The sequence below is a fragment of the Pseudomonas sp. GL-B-26 genome (assembly GCF_019947405.1).
Taxonomy (GTDB): domain Bacteria; phylum Pseudomonadota; class Gammaproteobacteria; order Pseudomonadales; family Pseudomonadaceae; genus Aquipseudomonas.
Genome location: NZ_JAGYGJ010000050.1, coordinates 1 through 15412, shown reverse-complemented (window position 1 = coordinate 15412; position 15412 = coordinate 1). Strand labels below are relative to the sequence as shown.

Annotated in this window: 15 protein-coding genes and 1 tRNA gene; 10 read left to right on the top strand and 6 right to left on the bottom strand. The window is 56.4% G+C overall.

What is annotated here, in order from left to right; genetic code table 11:
• The first annotated feature begins 10 nt into the window (after positions 1-10).
• The 7 genes from atzF (at position 11) to KGB23_RS25045 (ending at position 6814) form a co-directional block, all read left to right on the top strand.
• Positions 11-1789 (top strand): allophanate hydrolase, encoded by a 1779-nt coding sequence (atzF, locus tag KGB23_RS25075; RefSeq protein ID WP_223432985.1) that lies wholly within the window; start codon positions 11-13, stop codon positions 1787-1789.
• Positions 1790-2073: 284 nt separating this feature from the next.
• On the top strand, positions 2074-3561 hold the full coding sequence (locus tag KGB23_RS25070) for a diguanylate cyclase (RefSeq protein WP_223432984.1): 1488 nt from the start codon (positions 2074-2076) through the stop codon (positions 3559-3561).
• Between the two features lie 6 nt (positions 3562-3567).
• A complete protein-coding gene (locus KGB23_RS25065) occupies positions 3568-3762 on the top strand; it encodes a cysteine-rich CWC family protein (protein ID WP_008153014.1) in 195 nt (64 codons plus the stop codon).
• Between the two features lie 56 nt (positions 3763-3818).
• Complete coding sequence (locus tag KGB23_RS25060; protein WP_223432983.1) at positions 3819-4511, top strand: pseudouridine synthase; 693 nt, start codon at positions 3819-3821, stop codon at positions 4509-4511.
• 313 nt (positions 4512-4824) lie between these two features.
• Positions 4825-5709 carry an alpha/beta fold hydrolase gene (locus tag KGB23_RS25055; RefSeq protein WP_008153011.1) on the top strand — a complete coding sequence of 295 codons (885 nt, stop codon included), beginning with the start codon at positions 4825-4827 and terminating at the stop codon, positions 5707-5709.
• Positions 5710-5886: 177 nt separating this feature from the next.
• Positions 5887-5960, top strand: a tRNA-Gly gene (locus KGB23_RS25050).
• Positions 5961-6253: 293 nt separating this feature from the next.
• The gene (locus KGB23_RS25045; protein ID WP_223432982.1) at positions 6254-6814 is read left to right on the top strand and encodes a magnesium transporter; all 561 of its coding nucleotides are present in this window, start codon (positions 6254-6256) and stop codon (positions 6812-6814) included.
• Between the two features lie 31 nt (positions 6815-6845).
• On the opposite strand, the gene KGB23_RS25040 is transcribed toward KGB23_RS25045, so the two are convergent.
• The 5 genes from KGB23_RS25040 to KGB23_RS25020 are packed head-to-tail and all read right to left on the bottom strand — an operon-like array spanning position 6846 to position 11878.
• Positions 6846-7163, bottom strand: coding sequence for a cytochrome C oxidase subunit IV family protein (locus tag KGB23_RS25040; RefSeq protein WP_033061398.1), 318 nt, complete (start codon positions 7161-7163; stop codon positions 6846-6848).
• 13 nt (positions 7164-7176) lie between these two features.
• The gene (locus KGB23_RS25035) at positions 7177-7890 is read right to left on the bottom strand and encodes a heme-copper oxidase subunit III family protein (protein ID WP_150654950.1); all 714 of its coding nucleotides are present in this window, start codon (positions 7888-7890) and stop codon (positions 7177-7179) included.
• A 6-nt stretch (positions 7891-7896) separates the two neighbouring features.
• Positions 7897-8589 carry a cytochrome c oxidase subunit 3 gene (locus tag KGB23_RS25030; RefSeq protein WP_150654949.1) on the bottom strand — a complete coding sequence of 231 codons (693 nt, stop codon included), beginning with the start codon at positions 8587-8589 and terminating at the stop codon, positions 7897-7899.
• On the bottom strand, positions 8586-10361 hold the full coding sequence (ctaD, locus tag KGB23_RS25025; RefSeq protein WP_223433005.1) for a cytochrome c oxidase subunit I: 1776 nt from the start codon (positions 10359-10361) through the stop codon (positions 8586-8588). Before ctaD ends, KGB23_RS25030 begins: the two co-directional genes overlap by 4 nt.
• A gap of 50 nt (positions 10362-10411) precedes the next feature.
• Positions 10412-11878, bottom strand: coding sequence for a cytochrome c oxidase subunit II (locus KGB23_RS25020; RefSeq protein ID WP_223432981.1), 1467 nt, complete (start codon positions 11876-11878; stop codon positions 10412-10414).
• A gap of 442 nt (positions 11879-12320) precedes the next feature.
• On the opposite strand from KGB23_RS25020, the gene KGB23_RS25015 reads away from it, so the two are divergent.
• Complete coding sequence (locus tag KGB23_RS25015; RefSeq protein ID WP_095127961.1) at positions 12321-12659, top strand: hypothetical protein; 339 nt, start codon at positions 12321-12323, stop codon at positions 12657-12659.
• 79 nt (positions 12660-12738) lie between these two features.
• On the opposite strand, the gene tam is transcribed toward KGB23_RS25015, so the two are convergent.
• The gene (gene tam, locus KGB23_RS25010) at positions 12739-13509 is read right to left on the bottom strand and encodes a trans-aconitate 2-methyltransferase (RefSeq protein ID WP_223432980.1); all 771 of its coding nucleotides are present in this window, start codon (positions 13507-13509) and stop codon (positions 12739-12741) included.
• A gap of 424 nt (positions 13510-13933) precedes the next feature.
• On the opposite strand from tam, the gene KGB23_RS25005 reads away from it, so the two are divergent.
• Both KGB23_RS25005 and KGB23_RS25000 read left to right on the top strand, forming a co-directional pair.
• Complete coding sequence (locus KGB23_RS25005) at positions 13934-14437, top strand: inclusion body family protein (RefSeq protein WP_150654945.1); 504 nt, start codon at positions 13934-13936, stop codon at positions 14435-14437.
• Positions 14438-14561: 124 nt separating this feature from the next.
• On the top strand, positions 14562-15101 hold the full coding sequence (locus KGB23_RS25000) for an AidA/PixA family protein (protein WP_223432979.1): 540 nt from the start codon (positions 14562-14564) through the stop codon (positions 15099-15101).
• Positions 15102-15412: the final 311 nt, after the last annotated feature.

Below are 15412 nucleotides of genomic sequence, written 5' to 3'. Positions count from 1 at the left end.
GATTAACGCCATGAACATCAATCTGCAACTCGACGCCCTGCGCGGCGCTTATCGCGTCGGCAACATCACACCTCGGCAACTGCTGCTGAACCTGCACGATAAAGCCGCGGCGCTGAACCCGGATTATCACCTGTTCATCCACTTGCTCAGTGTTGAAGAACTGGAACCGTACCTCGCCGCACTCGACGGTCACGATATCGAAAGCCTGCCGCTGTACGGCGTGCCGTTCGCGATCAAGGACAACATCGACCTGGCGGGCATTCCGACGACCGCGGCGTGCCCTGCATTTGCCTACGTGCCGGAGCGTTCGGCGACCGTCGTCGAGCAATTGCTGGCGCTGGGGGCGATTCCGTTGGGCAAGACCAATCTTGATCAATTCGCCACCGGGCTTAATGGCAGTCGCTCACCGTATGGCGCGTGCCCGAACAGCGTGTTGCCGGAGTATCCGTCGGGCGGTTCCAGCGCCGGCTCTTCACTGGCGGTGGCGCTCGGCGTGGCGAGTTTTTCCCTGGGCACGGACACGGCGGGTTCCGGGCGTGTGCCGGCGGCGCTGAACAATCTGGTGGGGTTGAAAGCCAGCAAAGGGTTGATCTCAACGGCCGGTGTGGTTCCGGCCTGCCGCACCCTCGATTGCGTGACCACGTTCACCGCGACTGCTCGGGAAGCCAGTCAGTTGCTCGCGCTCACTGCGCACCTTGATCCCCGCGATGAATACAGCCGTAGCAATCCGTTGTGGAATGACGGCTCGGCGTTTGGTGCGCCTCGCCCCTTCCGCTTTGGCGTGCCGCGTGCTCAGGATCTGGAGTTCTTCGGCTGCCCTGAAGGCCCGCTGTTGTTTGGTGATGCCATCGATCAGCTCAAGGCTTTGGGCGGTGAAGCTGTAGAACTGGATTTGTCGCCGTTCCTTGAAGCGGCGCGGTTGCTCTATGAAGGGCCGTGGGTGGCTGAGCGCTACAGCGTCGCCGGCGAATTGATGGAGCAAAATCCTGAAGCTGTACTGCCAGTGATTCGCGCGGTGCTGGCCAAGGCGCCAGCGGTGAACGGCGTGCAAACCTTCCGCGCCCAGTACCGGCTTCAAGCCCTGAAAGCCCTGTGCGACCAGGCGCTGGACGGCCTCGACTGCGTGCTCACACCCACCCTCGGCCGCCCCGTCACGCTGGCGGAACTGGACGCCGAACCGGTGCTGCGCAATTCGGAACTGGGCTACTACACCAACTTCATGAACCTGCTCGATTACGCCGCCGTCGCCGTGCCCAGCGGTTTCATGGGTAATGGTTTGCCTTGGGGCGTGACGTTGTTCGGACGGGCATTCACTGATCAGTATTTATTGGGTGTGGCGGATGCGTTGCAGCGCCAGCAAGGTTTGCTCGCGCCTGCGCCGACGGCTGCCGCGCGTAATGACCGGGCGCGGTTGGTGGTGTGTGGTGCGCATCTGGATGGGTTGGCGCTGAATTGGCAGCTCAAGCAGCGCGGGGCTCGACTGGTCGAGACGACGTTCAGCTCGCCGGACTATCAACTGTATGCCTTGGCCGGTGGTCCACCGTTTCGCCCCGGGATGGTTCGTGTGAAGGATGGGGGTGTGGCGATTGCCGTGGAGGTTTGGGAACTGCCGAGCCGTGAGTTGGGTTCGTTTTTGACCGGGATACCGGCACCGCTGGGATTGGGCAAGGTGCAATTGGCGGATGGCCGTTGGGAGAGTGGGTTTATTTGTGAGGCGTATGGGTTGGAGGGGGCAGTGGACATTAGTCACCTTGGTGGATGGCGTGCGTATCTTGAGACTCGTGTCTGAGCCGGAATCGCGCCCTCACCCTAACCCTCCCGAAACGTCGGACCGCCCGTAGGGAGAGGGGACTGACCGAGGTGCTTGAACGAAATGCTGCGACCTGAAATTTCGAAGTCGAACTCAGGTTTGAGAAGCATGGAGATCGGCCCCCTTTCCCCCTCTCCCCCGTGGGGAGAGGGCTGGGGTGAGGGGTGGCCCTACCTGACACCATTCCCCCCACAAATGCAGCAGTTATTTCCCGGTGGTGCCATTAGAATGCCTGCCACCGGGTCACTGCCAACGGAATCGTCATGCCGCTTCGCTCGCCGCTGTATTCGCAACGTTCGTTGGTCCTCACGCTGATCGCGTTGCTGGGAGCAGGCTTTCTCGCCACATCCTTCCTCAGTTACTACGCCTCGCGAGCGTCGATACGCGACAGCATCATCAACACCGAACTGCCGCTGACGTCGGACACGGTCTACTCGGAAATCCAGAAAGACCTCGTCAGACCGATCCTGATTTCCTCGATGATGTCCCGCGACACCTTCATGCGTGACTGGGTGGTAAACGGCGAGCAAGATCCCGAAAAAATGACCCGCTACCTCAACGAGGTCATGACCCACTACGGCGCCTACACCGCATTTTTCGTCTCCAACACCAGCCTCACCTACTACCACGCCAAAGGCGTACTCAAACAGGTCAAAGTCACTGAACCCCGCGATGCGTGGTATTTCCGCGTACGAGACATGGCCGATCCCTACGAGATCAATGTCGACCCGGACCTTGCCAACAAGGACAACCTGACCTTCTTCATCAACTACAAGGTCTACGACTACAACAACCGTTTCATCGGCGCCGCGGGTGTCGGTCTGACGGTCGATGCGGTGATCAAGCTGATCGACAAATACCAGCAGCGCTACCAGCGCAGCGTGTACTTCGTCGACAACTTCGGACGCCTGGTGCTCACCGGGGCCGAGGGCGGCCCGCAAGGCGCGAAGATAGGGCAGAGTCTCGGCGAACTCGACAGTATGAAAAGTCTCGTCAGTCAGCTGCCCAAGCCCCACAGCGGCAGCTACGAATATTCCGTCCGGGGCCAGGGACATTTCCTCAATGTGCGTTTCATTCCGGAGCTGAACTGGTACTTGTTCGTCGACAAACGCGAAGACGGCGCCCTCAGTGAAATCCGCCAGTCGCTGTACCTCAACCTGTTGATCTGCCTGATCGTCACGCTGATTGTGCTAGCCCTGCTCAACCGGGTGATCAAGCGCTATCAGGGCAAGATCCAGGCCCAGGCGATCCTCGACAGCCTGACTGAGTTGCCGAACCGCCGCGGTTTCGATCTGTTGGCGGCGCAAGCCATGCACGAAGCCCAGCGCGAGCCCAAACCGCTGACCGCATTGCTGCTGGATCTGGACCACTTCAAGACCTTGAACGACACCTACGGTCACCTTGCCGGCGATCAGGTGCTGATCGGCTTTGCACGGGATCTGGAGAGTTGCCTGCGACACTCCGACATCGTCTGTCGTTGGGGCGGGGAGGAATTTATCGTGCTACTCAAGGACACTGACGGTGAGACCGGTCTGATGGTCGCCGAGAAAATTCGTCAGCATGTCGAGCAACAGCGTTATGCCTACAACGATAAGGCCTTGCAGCTGACCGTGAGCATCGGCCTGACCACCCTGCAGACCGATGACACCTTGCACACGCTGCTCTCGAGGGCTGATCATGCGATGTACCGGGCCAAGCAAGCCGGCCGTAACCGCTCCTGCGTGGAAATGCCTCACTCCAGTTATGAATAACCCTACATGAATAAGCCAGATTTCTGCCCAGCCTGCGGCGCCTCCAACGACTGCACTCTGGCCGACCCGCGAACTGCCGATCGGGCCTGCTGGTGCTACGGCGTCAGCATCGACCCGGCGGTACTCGAAGCGCTGCCGCCCGAACTGCGCGACAAATCCTGTTTGTGCCCACGCTGCGCGCAAGTCGAGGCGCAGCTGTAAGCAACCGCACAACCGATCACGTAAGATACGCGCCCCTTCCCTACCGATCCCTCGTCATGCGCATTGACCGTTTCCTCAGCAACCTGCCGCGCTTCAACCGTAAGCAGGTGCGTCTGTTGTTGGTGGAAAAGCGCGTCAGGATCGACGGAAAAATCGTCAGCGACCCTCACGCCGACGTACTGGAATTCAGCCGCGTGGAAGTCGGCGATGAGCTGCTGCAAGTCGGCAAGCCTGCACGCTACTTCATGCTGCACAAACCGTCTGGCTGCGTCAGTGCCACCCGCGATCCGCAACACCCGACCGTGCTCGACCTGATCCATGAGCCGGACAAGGAGGACCTGCACATCGCCGGGCGCCTGGACTTCAACACCACCGGCCTGATGCTGATCACCAATGATGGCAGCTGGTCGCGACGCCTGACCCAGCCGCAAACCAAACTGCCCAAGGTCTACTACGTCGAGACCGAGCAAGAGATTGGCCCGGAATACGCATTGAAATTCACCGAAGGCCTGTACTTTGCCTTCGAAGACCTCACCACCCAACCCGCCGAGCTGGCCGTACTCGGCCCAACGTCCGCACGACTGAGCATCGTCGAGGGCCGTTATCATCAGGTGAAGCGGATGTTCGGCCATTTCGACAACAAGGTGCTGCGCCTGCACCGCGAAAGCATGGGCCCGCTGGTGCTTGACAGTGCCCTGAAACCGGGCGAGTACCGCGCACTACGCACCGAAGAGATTCAATTGATCTAAGCAGGCGACCGCTCAGCAGAAGTTGTCGAACAATTTGCCAAAGATACTTGCGCGATGACGTGACCCCTGCTTGAATCAGGACGTCGGCCGAAATGTGACCGATGAGTCACAACATACTTCTAAGAAACTTTTTGCCGGTAGAGAACCCTCAGGTTCCGCCTTCCCCCGGCAGACTGCCCGCCAATAACAATACCCGTCGACCGGACTGCAATGGATCGACATGGGCCTCTCAAATTCCAGGCGTATGCCTACCTGTCACAAAGCTCGTGCAATCTGATTTGCACGCATACCCGCTTGCCAGGAGTCTTATGACATGAGGCCAGAAATCGCTGTGCTGGATATACAGGGTCAGTATCGGGTTTACACGGAGTTCTATCGCGCAGACGCCGCCGAGAAGACCATTATTTTGGTCAACGGCTCGATGGCCACGACTGCGTCGTTTGCACAAACCGTGAAAAACCTTCACCCGCAGTTCAATGTGGTTTGCTACGACCAGCCCTACGCGGGCAAGTCGAAAGCCCACAACCTGCATGAGAAATTGCTGACCAAGGAAATCGAAGGGCAGATCCTCCTGGAGCTGATCGACCACTTCGCCGCCGAACACGTGCTGTCGTTTTCCTGGGGTGGCGCCGCGACCCTGGTCGCCCTGGCCCACCAGCCGCGACGCATCGAAAAAGCCGTGATCAGTTCGTTCTCCCCGGAGATCAACGCGCACATGCTCGACTACCTCGAGCGCGGCATCGATTACCTCGGCAGCCGGGACGGTGACCGGGTCGGCAACCTGGTGAACAGCACCATCGGCAAACACCTGCCGACACTGTTCAAGCGCTTCAATTATCGGCACGTCAGTTCCCTGGCCGAGCATGAATACGGGCAGATGCACTTCCACATCAGCGATCTGCTGCAGAGTGATCGCCAGTGCTTCTTCAAAGCCGCGGAGAAAGTCAACGTGCCGGTGCTGTTCATGAACGGCGAATGGGACGAGTACACCGCTGCCGACGGCGCTCAACTGTTCGCCAACCATGTGCAACACGCTACGTTCACCACCCTGCAGGCCACCGGCCACTTTCTCGACATGGAACACAAAGCTGCTTGCCGAGATAGCCGTAACGCATTGCTGGGCTTCTTGAAACCTTCGCAACACGAAAGTCGACCGCGTTATCACTACGTCCAGGACCAACATGCATTGGCCATCTGAAACAGCGTCATCGCGAGCAGGCTTCGCCCTACAGTGTTGAATGCATTCCTGTAGGGACGAGGCTTGCCCGCGATAGACCGTCATGCGGTCTCTGCGTTTCAGTTGCGCTAAAGCCATCCCGCGCAAAGAAAAACTTCATTTCCACGCCCACATCTGGTACAAAGTCAGCCGCTCTGAGCGGGTGTCGTATAATGGCATTACTCCAGCTTCCCAAGCTGATAACGAGGGTTCGATTCCCTTCACCCGCTCCAATCGAATTTGGTCTCACGTCAGGATGGTTTTGACGGGAGACGCAGGAACACAAAAACCGGTCCGTTGTGGCCGGTTTTTTTGTGCCCGGAATTTGGGGTGCCGGGGAACCTGCCGGGAGCATCAGGCGGCATGCTTCCCGTCCCCATGCCTGAATGATATGCAGTGCTATACTTTTTTATGGTTTGAATGAAGCGTACAGCGTTCCCCACGGGTACTGATACCGACTGCAAATCTCGACTGGCAGCTGCAGGACAAAGGAGGTCTACGGCAAGCACGAGATGGGAGGTGTGGCATGAATCGACACTATTACATCAGCAACAATCTCGACGATCTTGAAGCCGTTGAAAATGAGCTGGAAGCCAGCGGCATCAATTCCGAACAAATTCATGTGTTCAGTGAACACGTTGCCGATGTTGAACAACATCACCTTCACGAAGTTAACTCGTTAATGGAACAGGATGTTGTCCACTCTGGCGAAATTGGTGCAGTGATCGGTGTGCCACTCGCGGCGCTGGTTCTTGGCGGCGCCTATTGGCTGGGCTGGACCGAATCCGCAGCAGGCTGGATGCCCTTTATCTTTCTTGCCATTGTTGTATGTGGCTTCTGCATCTGGGAAGGCGGTTTTTTTGGTATCCAGGTGCCTAACACTCACTTCCGCAGTTTTAAACAGGTGGTAGCAGAGGGAAAACATATTTTCTTCGTCGATGTCGAGCCGGATCAGGAGCCGGTATTGGACGGGGTTATCGAACATCATCCAATGCTGGAGATCGCCGGTACGGGAACGGCAGCCCCCCACTGGACAGTCGCCTGGCAGCACAAATGGCATCAGTTCAAGCGAGTGATATCGGGTTAACTCCTGGAGACTGAGGCCATCCAGACGCTGCTTATTGGCCGAAGGAAATGACCCGGCTGAGGAAAACATAGTCCGCCTCGGTGGCCATCAGTCCGACGAGTACCAGCAAACATAACGGTGGCACGAGTATGGCGTAGACCATGGCCAACCGCTCCCAGGCCATGTGCATGAAGATGGAGACAATTAGACCTGCCTTCAACAACATGAAAGTAATAATCAGGGCCCAACGAAGGTAACCATGGAAGTGAAAGTAGTCGACAAGGTACGACATCGTGCTGAGGACGAATAACAGCCCCCAGATTTTAAGGTACAAGCTGATTGGATGTTGCTGACCTTGAGCATGTGCCATCACCCGTGCTCCTCTACCATAAATAGAAGAAAGCAAAAATAAACACCCACACCAAATCCACGAAGTGCCAGTAAAGCCCGGCTATCTCGACGTTCTGATAGTTTCCGGAGCGCTCATAATCTCCCCGAAATACTTTCATCGCCACAATGCTGAGGTAGATGGCGCCGATTGACACATGCAGTCCGTGGAACCCGGTAATCATGAAAAAGCTGGCACCAAATTGCGCCGCCCCCATAGGGTTCCCCCAGGGACGCACCCCTTCTGCGATGAGCTTGCTCCATTCGAATGCCTGCATGCCGACGAAGGTCACACCCAAGGCAGCAGTCGCCAGCATCAGGGCAGTGGTTTTCGCACGATCACGGCGATAGGCGAAATTGACGGCCATGGCCATGGTGCCGCTGCTACTGATCAGCACAAAGGTCATGATGGCGATCAAAATGAGTGGAATTTCTCTACCGCCGATCGTCAATGCGAACACTTCACTGGGGTTCGGCCAGGCGGTGGTGATGGTCATGCGTACCGACATGTAGCCGGTTAAAAAACAGGTGAATATAAAAGTATCGCTGAGCAGGAATATCCACATCATCGCCTTGCCCCAAGGGACCTGCTTGAAGGCCTCCTTATCCGAGGACCAGTCGCTGGCGATGCCCTGCCATCCCGGTGCAGGCGGTGAGTCTGGTGGATTGGATGAACTGGACTCGCCTGGGGCAAGTGGGTGCGATGCCATGGCTTTTCACCTCAGGCCGCAGAATCTGGCGATGGCTTCATAGGTTTGTGGCGTGCTGGTCAGCAGAGCGAATAGCACGAACCAAAGACCCAGTAAGTAATGCCAATAGATGGCACAGAGTTCGACGCTGGCGCTGAGTTGCGGCAACGGCACACGCTGCAGGAATTTAGCAACGGTTCTGCCCCAGGCAATCAATCCACCCAGCAGGTGGAGCCCGTGCACACCGGTCAACAGGTAGAAGAAGCTGTTGGCCGGGTTGCCGGCGACAAAGTAGCCCCAGGCAACAAACTGCTGCCAGACCCAGAACTGCCCTATCAGAAAGGCCATTGCAAATATGCCTCCCCACACAAAGCCGATGACCGTTGCGTCGAGCCGAGCCTTGCGAGCGGCCATGCGCGCCCACTGCAATGCAATGCAACTCAAGACCAGAAATGCCGAATTCACCCATAGCTGCCACGGATTGGCCAACGGCGCCAAGGGCTCTGTCAGGGGCTGCCAGTCGGTCATTTGTGAACGGGCGATAAAGGCGAGCAAGAAGAGAAAGAATAACGAACTCACCACGACCAGAAACAAACGCAGGCCTGTTCTTGCGATTTGGTATCGATCGGCGCCCTCGCCGGCCTCAGTACCCCGCGGATCGCGATTCCAGCTGCCGCCGGGGTCAGCGCCGTCGGCGTTTCTCAATAGCAATCGGCTCATGTTTTAACATCCGCTATCCTGGTTCCGGCACTCAGTTGCCGCATCTGCTCCAGCTCCTCGGCGGAGACCGTTTGCGCAACGAAATCCTGTTCTATCCCCGGCACACTGTAGTCATAGGCCCAGCGATGCACGACCGGCAGCTTCGCTCCCCAGTTACCGTGTATCGGCGGGGTGTTCGGCGTTTGCCATTCCAGACTGGCCGCGCCCCAGGGATTACTGCCTGCGGGTTTGCCTTTAAACGCACTCCAGGCCAGGTTAAACAGGAACAGCAGTTGGGAAACGCCGACGGCTAATGCGACCACCGTAATGAAGGCATTCAACTCTTGCGCCGACTGCGGGATGAACGCGTAGTTTTCATAGGCGTAGTAACGGCGTGGCATGCCCTGGAAACCCAGGTAGTGCATGGGGAAGAAGATGGCGTAGGTGCCCAGGAAGGTAATCCAGAAATGCAGCTTGCCCAGGGTGTCGTTCAACATGCGCCCGGTGACTTTCGGGAACCAATGATAAATGCCGCCGAACACCACCAGTACCGGTGCGACACCCATCACCATATGAAAATGAGCCACAACGAAATAGGTGTCCGAGAGCGGAATATCCACGATCACATTGCCGAGAAACAACCCGGTCAGACCGCCGACCAGGAAGGTGACGATAAAGGCCAGGGCAAACAGCATCGGTACGGTCAGATGAATGTCGCCGCGCCACAGGGTCAGCACCCAGTTGTAGACTTTCAGTGCGGTCGGCACCGCGATGATCAAGGTGGTGACGGCGAAGAAAAAGCCAAAGTACGGGTTCATTCCGCTGACATACATATGGTGCGCCCAGACCACAAAACTGAGTACGCCAATTGCAATAATGGCCCACACCATCATTCGGTAGCCGAAGATATTTTTACGCGCATGCGTGCTGATCAAATCGGAGACCAGACCAAACGCCGGGAGAGCAACGATGTAGACCTCCGGGTGGCCGAAGAACCAGAACAGGTGCTGGAATAAGATCGGGCTGCCACCCTGGTGATCGATCTGCTGCCCCAACGAGATCATCGCCGGCATAAAGAAACTAGTGCCCAACAGCTTGTCAAACAGCATCATGACCGCACTGACGAACAACGCCGGGAAGGCCAGCAAGGCCATAATTGAGGCCATGAAGATTCCCCATACGGAGAGCGGCATGCGAAACAATGTCATGCCGTGCGTGCGCGCCTGCAATACGGTGGTGACGTAGTTCAACCCGCCCATGGTGGCTGCAACAATAAAAATCGCCAGTGAGACGAGCATCAGGACGATGCCCCACTCGACCCCCGGTGTTCCCTGAGAAATGGACTGTGGCGGATAGAGCGTCCAGCCCGAACCGGTGGGGCCGCCGGGGACAAAGAAACTGGAGAGCAACACCACTACCGCCAGCAGGTAGAACCAGTAACTCAGCATGTTGACGTAGGGGAAGACCATGTCGCGGGCACCCACCATCAGCGGGATCAGATAATTGCCGAAGCCACCCAGAAACAAGGCCGTCAGCAAGTAAATGACCATGATCATGCCGTGCATGGTCATCGCCTGATAGTAAGCACTGGCGTCCATGAACTCCAAAGTGCCGGGAAAGCCTATCTGTATGCGCATCAAGCCGGACAACACCACGGCGATAACGCCCACGAATATAGCCGTCAAGGAATATTGAATGGCTATGACCTTGTGGTCCTGACTCCAGACATATTTGGTCAGGAAGCTTTTGGGTTCGTGCAGTGCTTCTGTTTCGGCTTGCTCCGCATAGGCCATCACGTCATCCTCCGGTTCGAAGTTTCGGTGCATTCCTGGCTGCTTTACGGCTACTTCCCTGGCTCCGCCTTGCTCGCATCAGTGTCGGCTTTCGCTTTGGATTGGATAAAAGCGATCAGTGCGTTCAACTCCTGATCACTCGGGGTAAAGGCCGGCATGACGGCTGCATAGCCTTTGACGATTTTGGCGCCGGGATTAAGAATCGAATCCTTTATATAACCCTCATCGGCCTTTATCGTCGAACCGTCGGCAAAGGTTACGGTCTCGCCATACAGGCCCTGCCAGCTGGGGCCGACGCCCTTGCTGCCATCGACACTGTGGCAGGCCAGACAGCCGAGCGACTCGGCCAACCGCTGCCCCTGCGTCGCCAAGTCGTCACCTCTGTCCAGTTTTTCGCTGGCAGAAGGTTCTTGCTGCGCGGCACCCAGTGATTTGATCAGGGCGACGACAGCACCCAGTTCATCTTCAGTGAGAGTATAGGCCACCATGACCGGCGGATAACCCTGTACCAGTCGGGCCTTCGGATCGAGGATCGACTCTTTCACGTAGGCCTCATCGACCAACGCACTGGTGCCATCGGCAAACTGTTCAGTGCGGCCGTACAGGCCCTTCCATCCCGGGCCGAGACTGGTACTGCCATCCTGGCTATGGCAGGCACTGCAGCCGTATTTTTCGACCAACAGGCGACCTTTTTCCAGCACGCTGCCCTGACTGGGTTTGGTAGCTGTCGTTAATGTCTGCGCAAAAGTCGGTTGGCTGTTCAGCCATTGAACGAAGGCGGCCTGGTCTTCCACGATCATATGGCCGCGCATGTTGTAATGACCTACGCCACAATACTCAGCACACAGGACTTCATACTTCCCGAGTACAGTCGGCGTAAACCAAAAATACGACACCATCCCAGGCACCATGTCCATCTTGCTGCGAATCTGCGGTATATAGAAATTGTGCAGCACATCTTTGGAGCGCAATAAAACTTTCACCGGTTGATCGAGCGGAAGGTGAACTTCATTGCTTTTTATAAGTACATCGTCCTGCCCGAGAGGATCCTTGGGATCAAGACCGAGAGGATTGACCGAATCAACAAACTTGATGTCCGACTTTCCCAACTTTCCGTCCTGACCCGCAAAACGAAATGCCCATTGCCACTGTTGGGCAACCACTTCAAGTTCATAAGCATTTTTCGGCACCCGGATGAAGTCACTGTAAACAACCAGACCTGGCGCCAACATCGCGGCAATACCTATCGAAGTCACGATAATCAACCATGTTTCCAGTTTTTTATTTTCTGGCTGATAGTGCGCCCTGGAGCCCTCCTTGTGACGATAACGCATCACGGCTACCGCCATAAATACCGTGATGGCGATGAAAAATATTCCGCTGATAATCAGGGTGATGAACAGGGTGGTGTCTATTGACCCCCAGTTGGACGCTGGCGGTGCCGCATGCCAAGGCGCTAGTATATGAAACAGCACTGATGCAATAACGATTAGGACAAGAATAATTGCCATTGCCATTTTGCTTTCATCCTATTCCTGTTACTCATCGGTATGCCTAAGCATCGCCACAGAACAACATCGTCAAATCAATACTAATCTGACGCCAAAACAGGCTAGACAAACACCACCTATCTTCGTGGCAAAGTCCGCAGGAAGTATAGTTCATGGCCGGAACAAGCGCTTTTCCTGAAAGGTCTTGTTGCCTGGATATTCCAACTTCAGCGCCAACTTGATCACTTGAAACCTATTCGCTATATATAACTGTAACTATTAAGCAACACCTCTCGCCTGAACGACATGTCGAGCAAGCGAGGCCCGGTTGCCAGCTATAATTAAAGTCTGTTTACGCAAGGCAAAGATCGGCTAAAAGCGCTCGCGAAGATCCTTGCCTATGCATAGCGGTCAGACAAGTGACGGCCAAGAGCGATAGCGTCCAGCCGTCCACAACGGAGATTTCGTCATGAGTGCCTTGACGATCGAAGGCTGGTGCAAAGTCAACGGACAACAAAAGTCGACCCCGATGGGTGAAATTCATTTTTACGTCGATGGCCCCCTCCATAAGGGTCTGGAGGACGCTGAAGAACGCCTGCAGAAGACCCATGAGCGTGAAGCCATGGTCGATGTCGACATGAGCACTCTGGAATTGATCTTGCCAGAGGGATACGGACCTTTGTCCGACTGCCAAATGCGCGTCTATATACACAACGAGCGCGGTCAGTTCCATTTGGTCGGGCATCGAGCGAGTGATGGAAGCTTGATCTATAGCAACGCGGTTTTGATAGATCAGCTGCTTGATTAGCTACGACGGGACTCTCGGCCATCAGTACGCGAAAGGGACAGACGAAAAGAGCGGGATCTGTCCCTTTTTCATTAACGCATCAACGCGTCGCAACGATAAACAACCGTGGGAACGGCAGCAGCACTGAACCATCGGCCAACGGCGGATAGGCCAGCTCGATTGCCGCTTGATACTGCTTGAGATACTGCGCCCGCTCCGCCTCATCCAGCGGATCAAGAAACGGCCGCAATCCGCTGCCCTTGAACCACTCGACCACACCAGACGCACCGCCAGCAAGCGGATGATGGTAAGTCGTGCGCCACACATCGACACGGGAACAGTGGGCTCGCAGCATCGAGTAATAACCACTGGCATCTGCCATCTCCGTCCGCTGCCCGGCGGCGCCCGCCAGTTTGCCAACCCATGGGCCATCGGCTGCAACCTCGCGCATCAAGCGATGCGAAGGTTCGTTGAGATTGTCCGGCATCTGGATCGCCAGGCTGCCACCAGGGGCCAGCTTGCTCGCCAGTGCAGGCAGCAACTTCGCGTGATCAGGTAGCCACTGCAACACCGCGTTGGCGAAAATCACATCAAACGGGCCGTTTTCATTCCAGGTATCAATATCAGCCGTATCGAATTGCACCTGCGGCAAGCGCTTGCGGGCGGCCTCGATCATATCGGTCGAACTGTCCAAGCCACGCACCGTGGCATTGGCGAAGCGCTCAACCAGCAACTCGGTCGAATTACCCGGGCCGCAACCGATGTCGATTGCCGAGCGCGCGTCCACAGCTGGGATCGCGGCCAGCAGGTCACGGGCGGGACGGGTGCGTTCATCTTCAAAAGCGACGTATTGTTTGGCGGACCAACTCATTGCGTTCTCCTGTCGGTGCGTTGTTGTAGCAAGAGGCAAAAAACCGGTTCGCTACGATACCTCGACCGGTGCGCTCTGCCCTATCCGACCTATGGCGAAAGAGGTCAGTTAACCCACGGAACCAAACGTACAAAGAGGATTTGAATGAGCATTTTTATCGAAAAATCTTCTGAAGTCATAACCAGATCGACCGTTCGTCGAACTAGAAGCCAATCAATTTTGACAGCATGAAATTCACATCTATAGTCCAATCGCGGCCCGTCGGAAGGAACCCGAACCCGTAGTTTGCACGCAAGGAGCAAGGCCAGCTCATGCCCGTGACAGGTGGGTTCCGCCCGTAGTGTGTTCGCAACGGCCGCAAGGCAAGCAAGCGTTGTTGTGCCTGGAAGATGCCAGGCATTCACTATGAACAAGGAGCTTTACTATGTCTCGAGTCACGGATGTACTTGTTTCAATCGACACTGAAACCATTCTGAAAAACTACCCGAACATCAGCAAAAACCCTGCCGCGCCGACGTTAATCGACGTCAATCATGTGTACATGGTGACCAATCAGAACAACGTGGTCAGCGGCCAGGCCGGTGGCGAACTCAACTTGAAAGCCCAGGTAGGCGACTTGATTCGCTGGCGTGAAACCAGTCTGTCGCAGAGCTTCGAGACCGCAGTGATTTTCTACAAGTTCATTGGCAATGTCGGCAACGAATTAATCTCCACACCCACGCCCCGCAAGGCTACAGCGTGCGTTGCCGTTCCCAACACCAGCAACCCGTCGGTGCCGAGCTGCCAGAAAGTCGATAACCACTACTGGTCTTCGGAAACACTTTCGTGCGGTAGCGTGACCTACCACTTCCATTTCCTGATCGTTGATCGCGACTGCAAGATCGTAGGCTGCTGCTCGTGGGATCCGTTCATTACCATCCGTAACTGACGATGACCAGGCCCCTTGGCGACGAGGGGCCTACCGAGTTCGTTGCCGCTTCGGCCGGGACGGGATGTCTTGCTTGAACCGATGCGGCTGCCGTCTTGAATCAACATCATGAAAGGAATCCATGATGACTTCCGAACCGATCGCCTCCCCCTCGACGAGTATCGCGCCAGCCAATAACGTGCTGCTGATCGTCGATGCCGAATCGCTGCTTTTACGTTATCCGCAACCCAGTCTTGAGCCGCAAAACCCAACTGAGATTGAGGAAGGCTTCATCTTTGCCATCAGCGGCACCCACACAACACAAAGTGCAATAAGTGACAGTGTTATGACGTTTGCCGCCAGTAACGGTAAGGACTTCCATATCCGTGGCAGGACCGTCAGCTTGCTCGCCGAACACAGCGTGGTGTTCTACGAGATGTCTGTAGGTGATGCCGGTGTACTTTCACCGCCTGAACTGGTCGTCCACGCAAACCTGACAGTCCCCGCACCCGATCCCGAAAACCCGACCCAACCGGGCAACCACACGGCCGATGATCATTATTGGCACTGCACACAATTGGCGGCTGGAGTTGAGGCGTGCGAACTGAGATTCATGCTGATCAATAAAAGCTGCGAGGCATTGGGGTACTTCAGTTGGTCGGTGGACGTGACGTTGGCGGAGTGAATGTACTCCTAAAAAACCAGCCTCAAGGGCTAATGCTATTCACTTAAGGTTGGGGTACATATCCGTTTCTGCGGTGATGGCGGATTAGGGTTCCGCCCTGACGGCGGGTCACTTTCGAAAAGCGCGAAAGTAACCAAAGCGCTTCTGCCCCTTTCGTTCGGTGCCTCGCCTAGGCTCGGCATGCCCTCGCTCCGGTCCTGCTCCGTGGGCCCGCCGCCATCGGCCATCCATGGCCGGGGGCGGCTAACCCGGCATCCATGCCGGGTTGCCCACTGCGCAGAACCTCCACTCGGCCTCTCGATGGGGCGGTG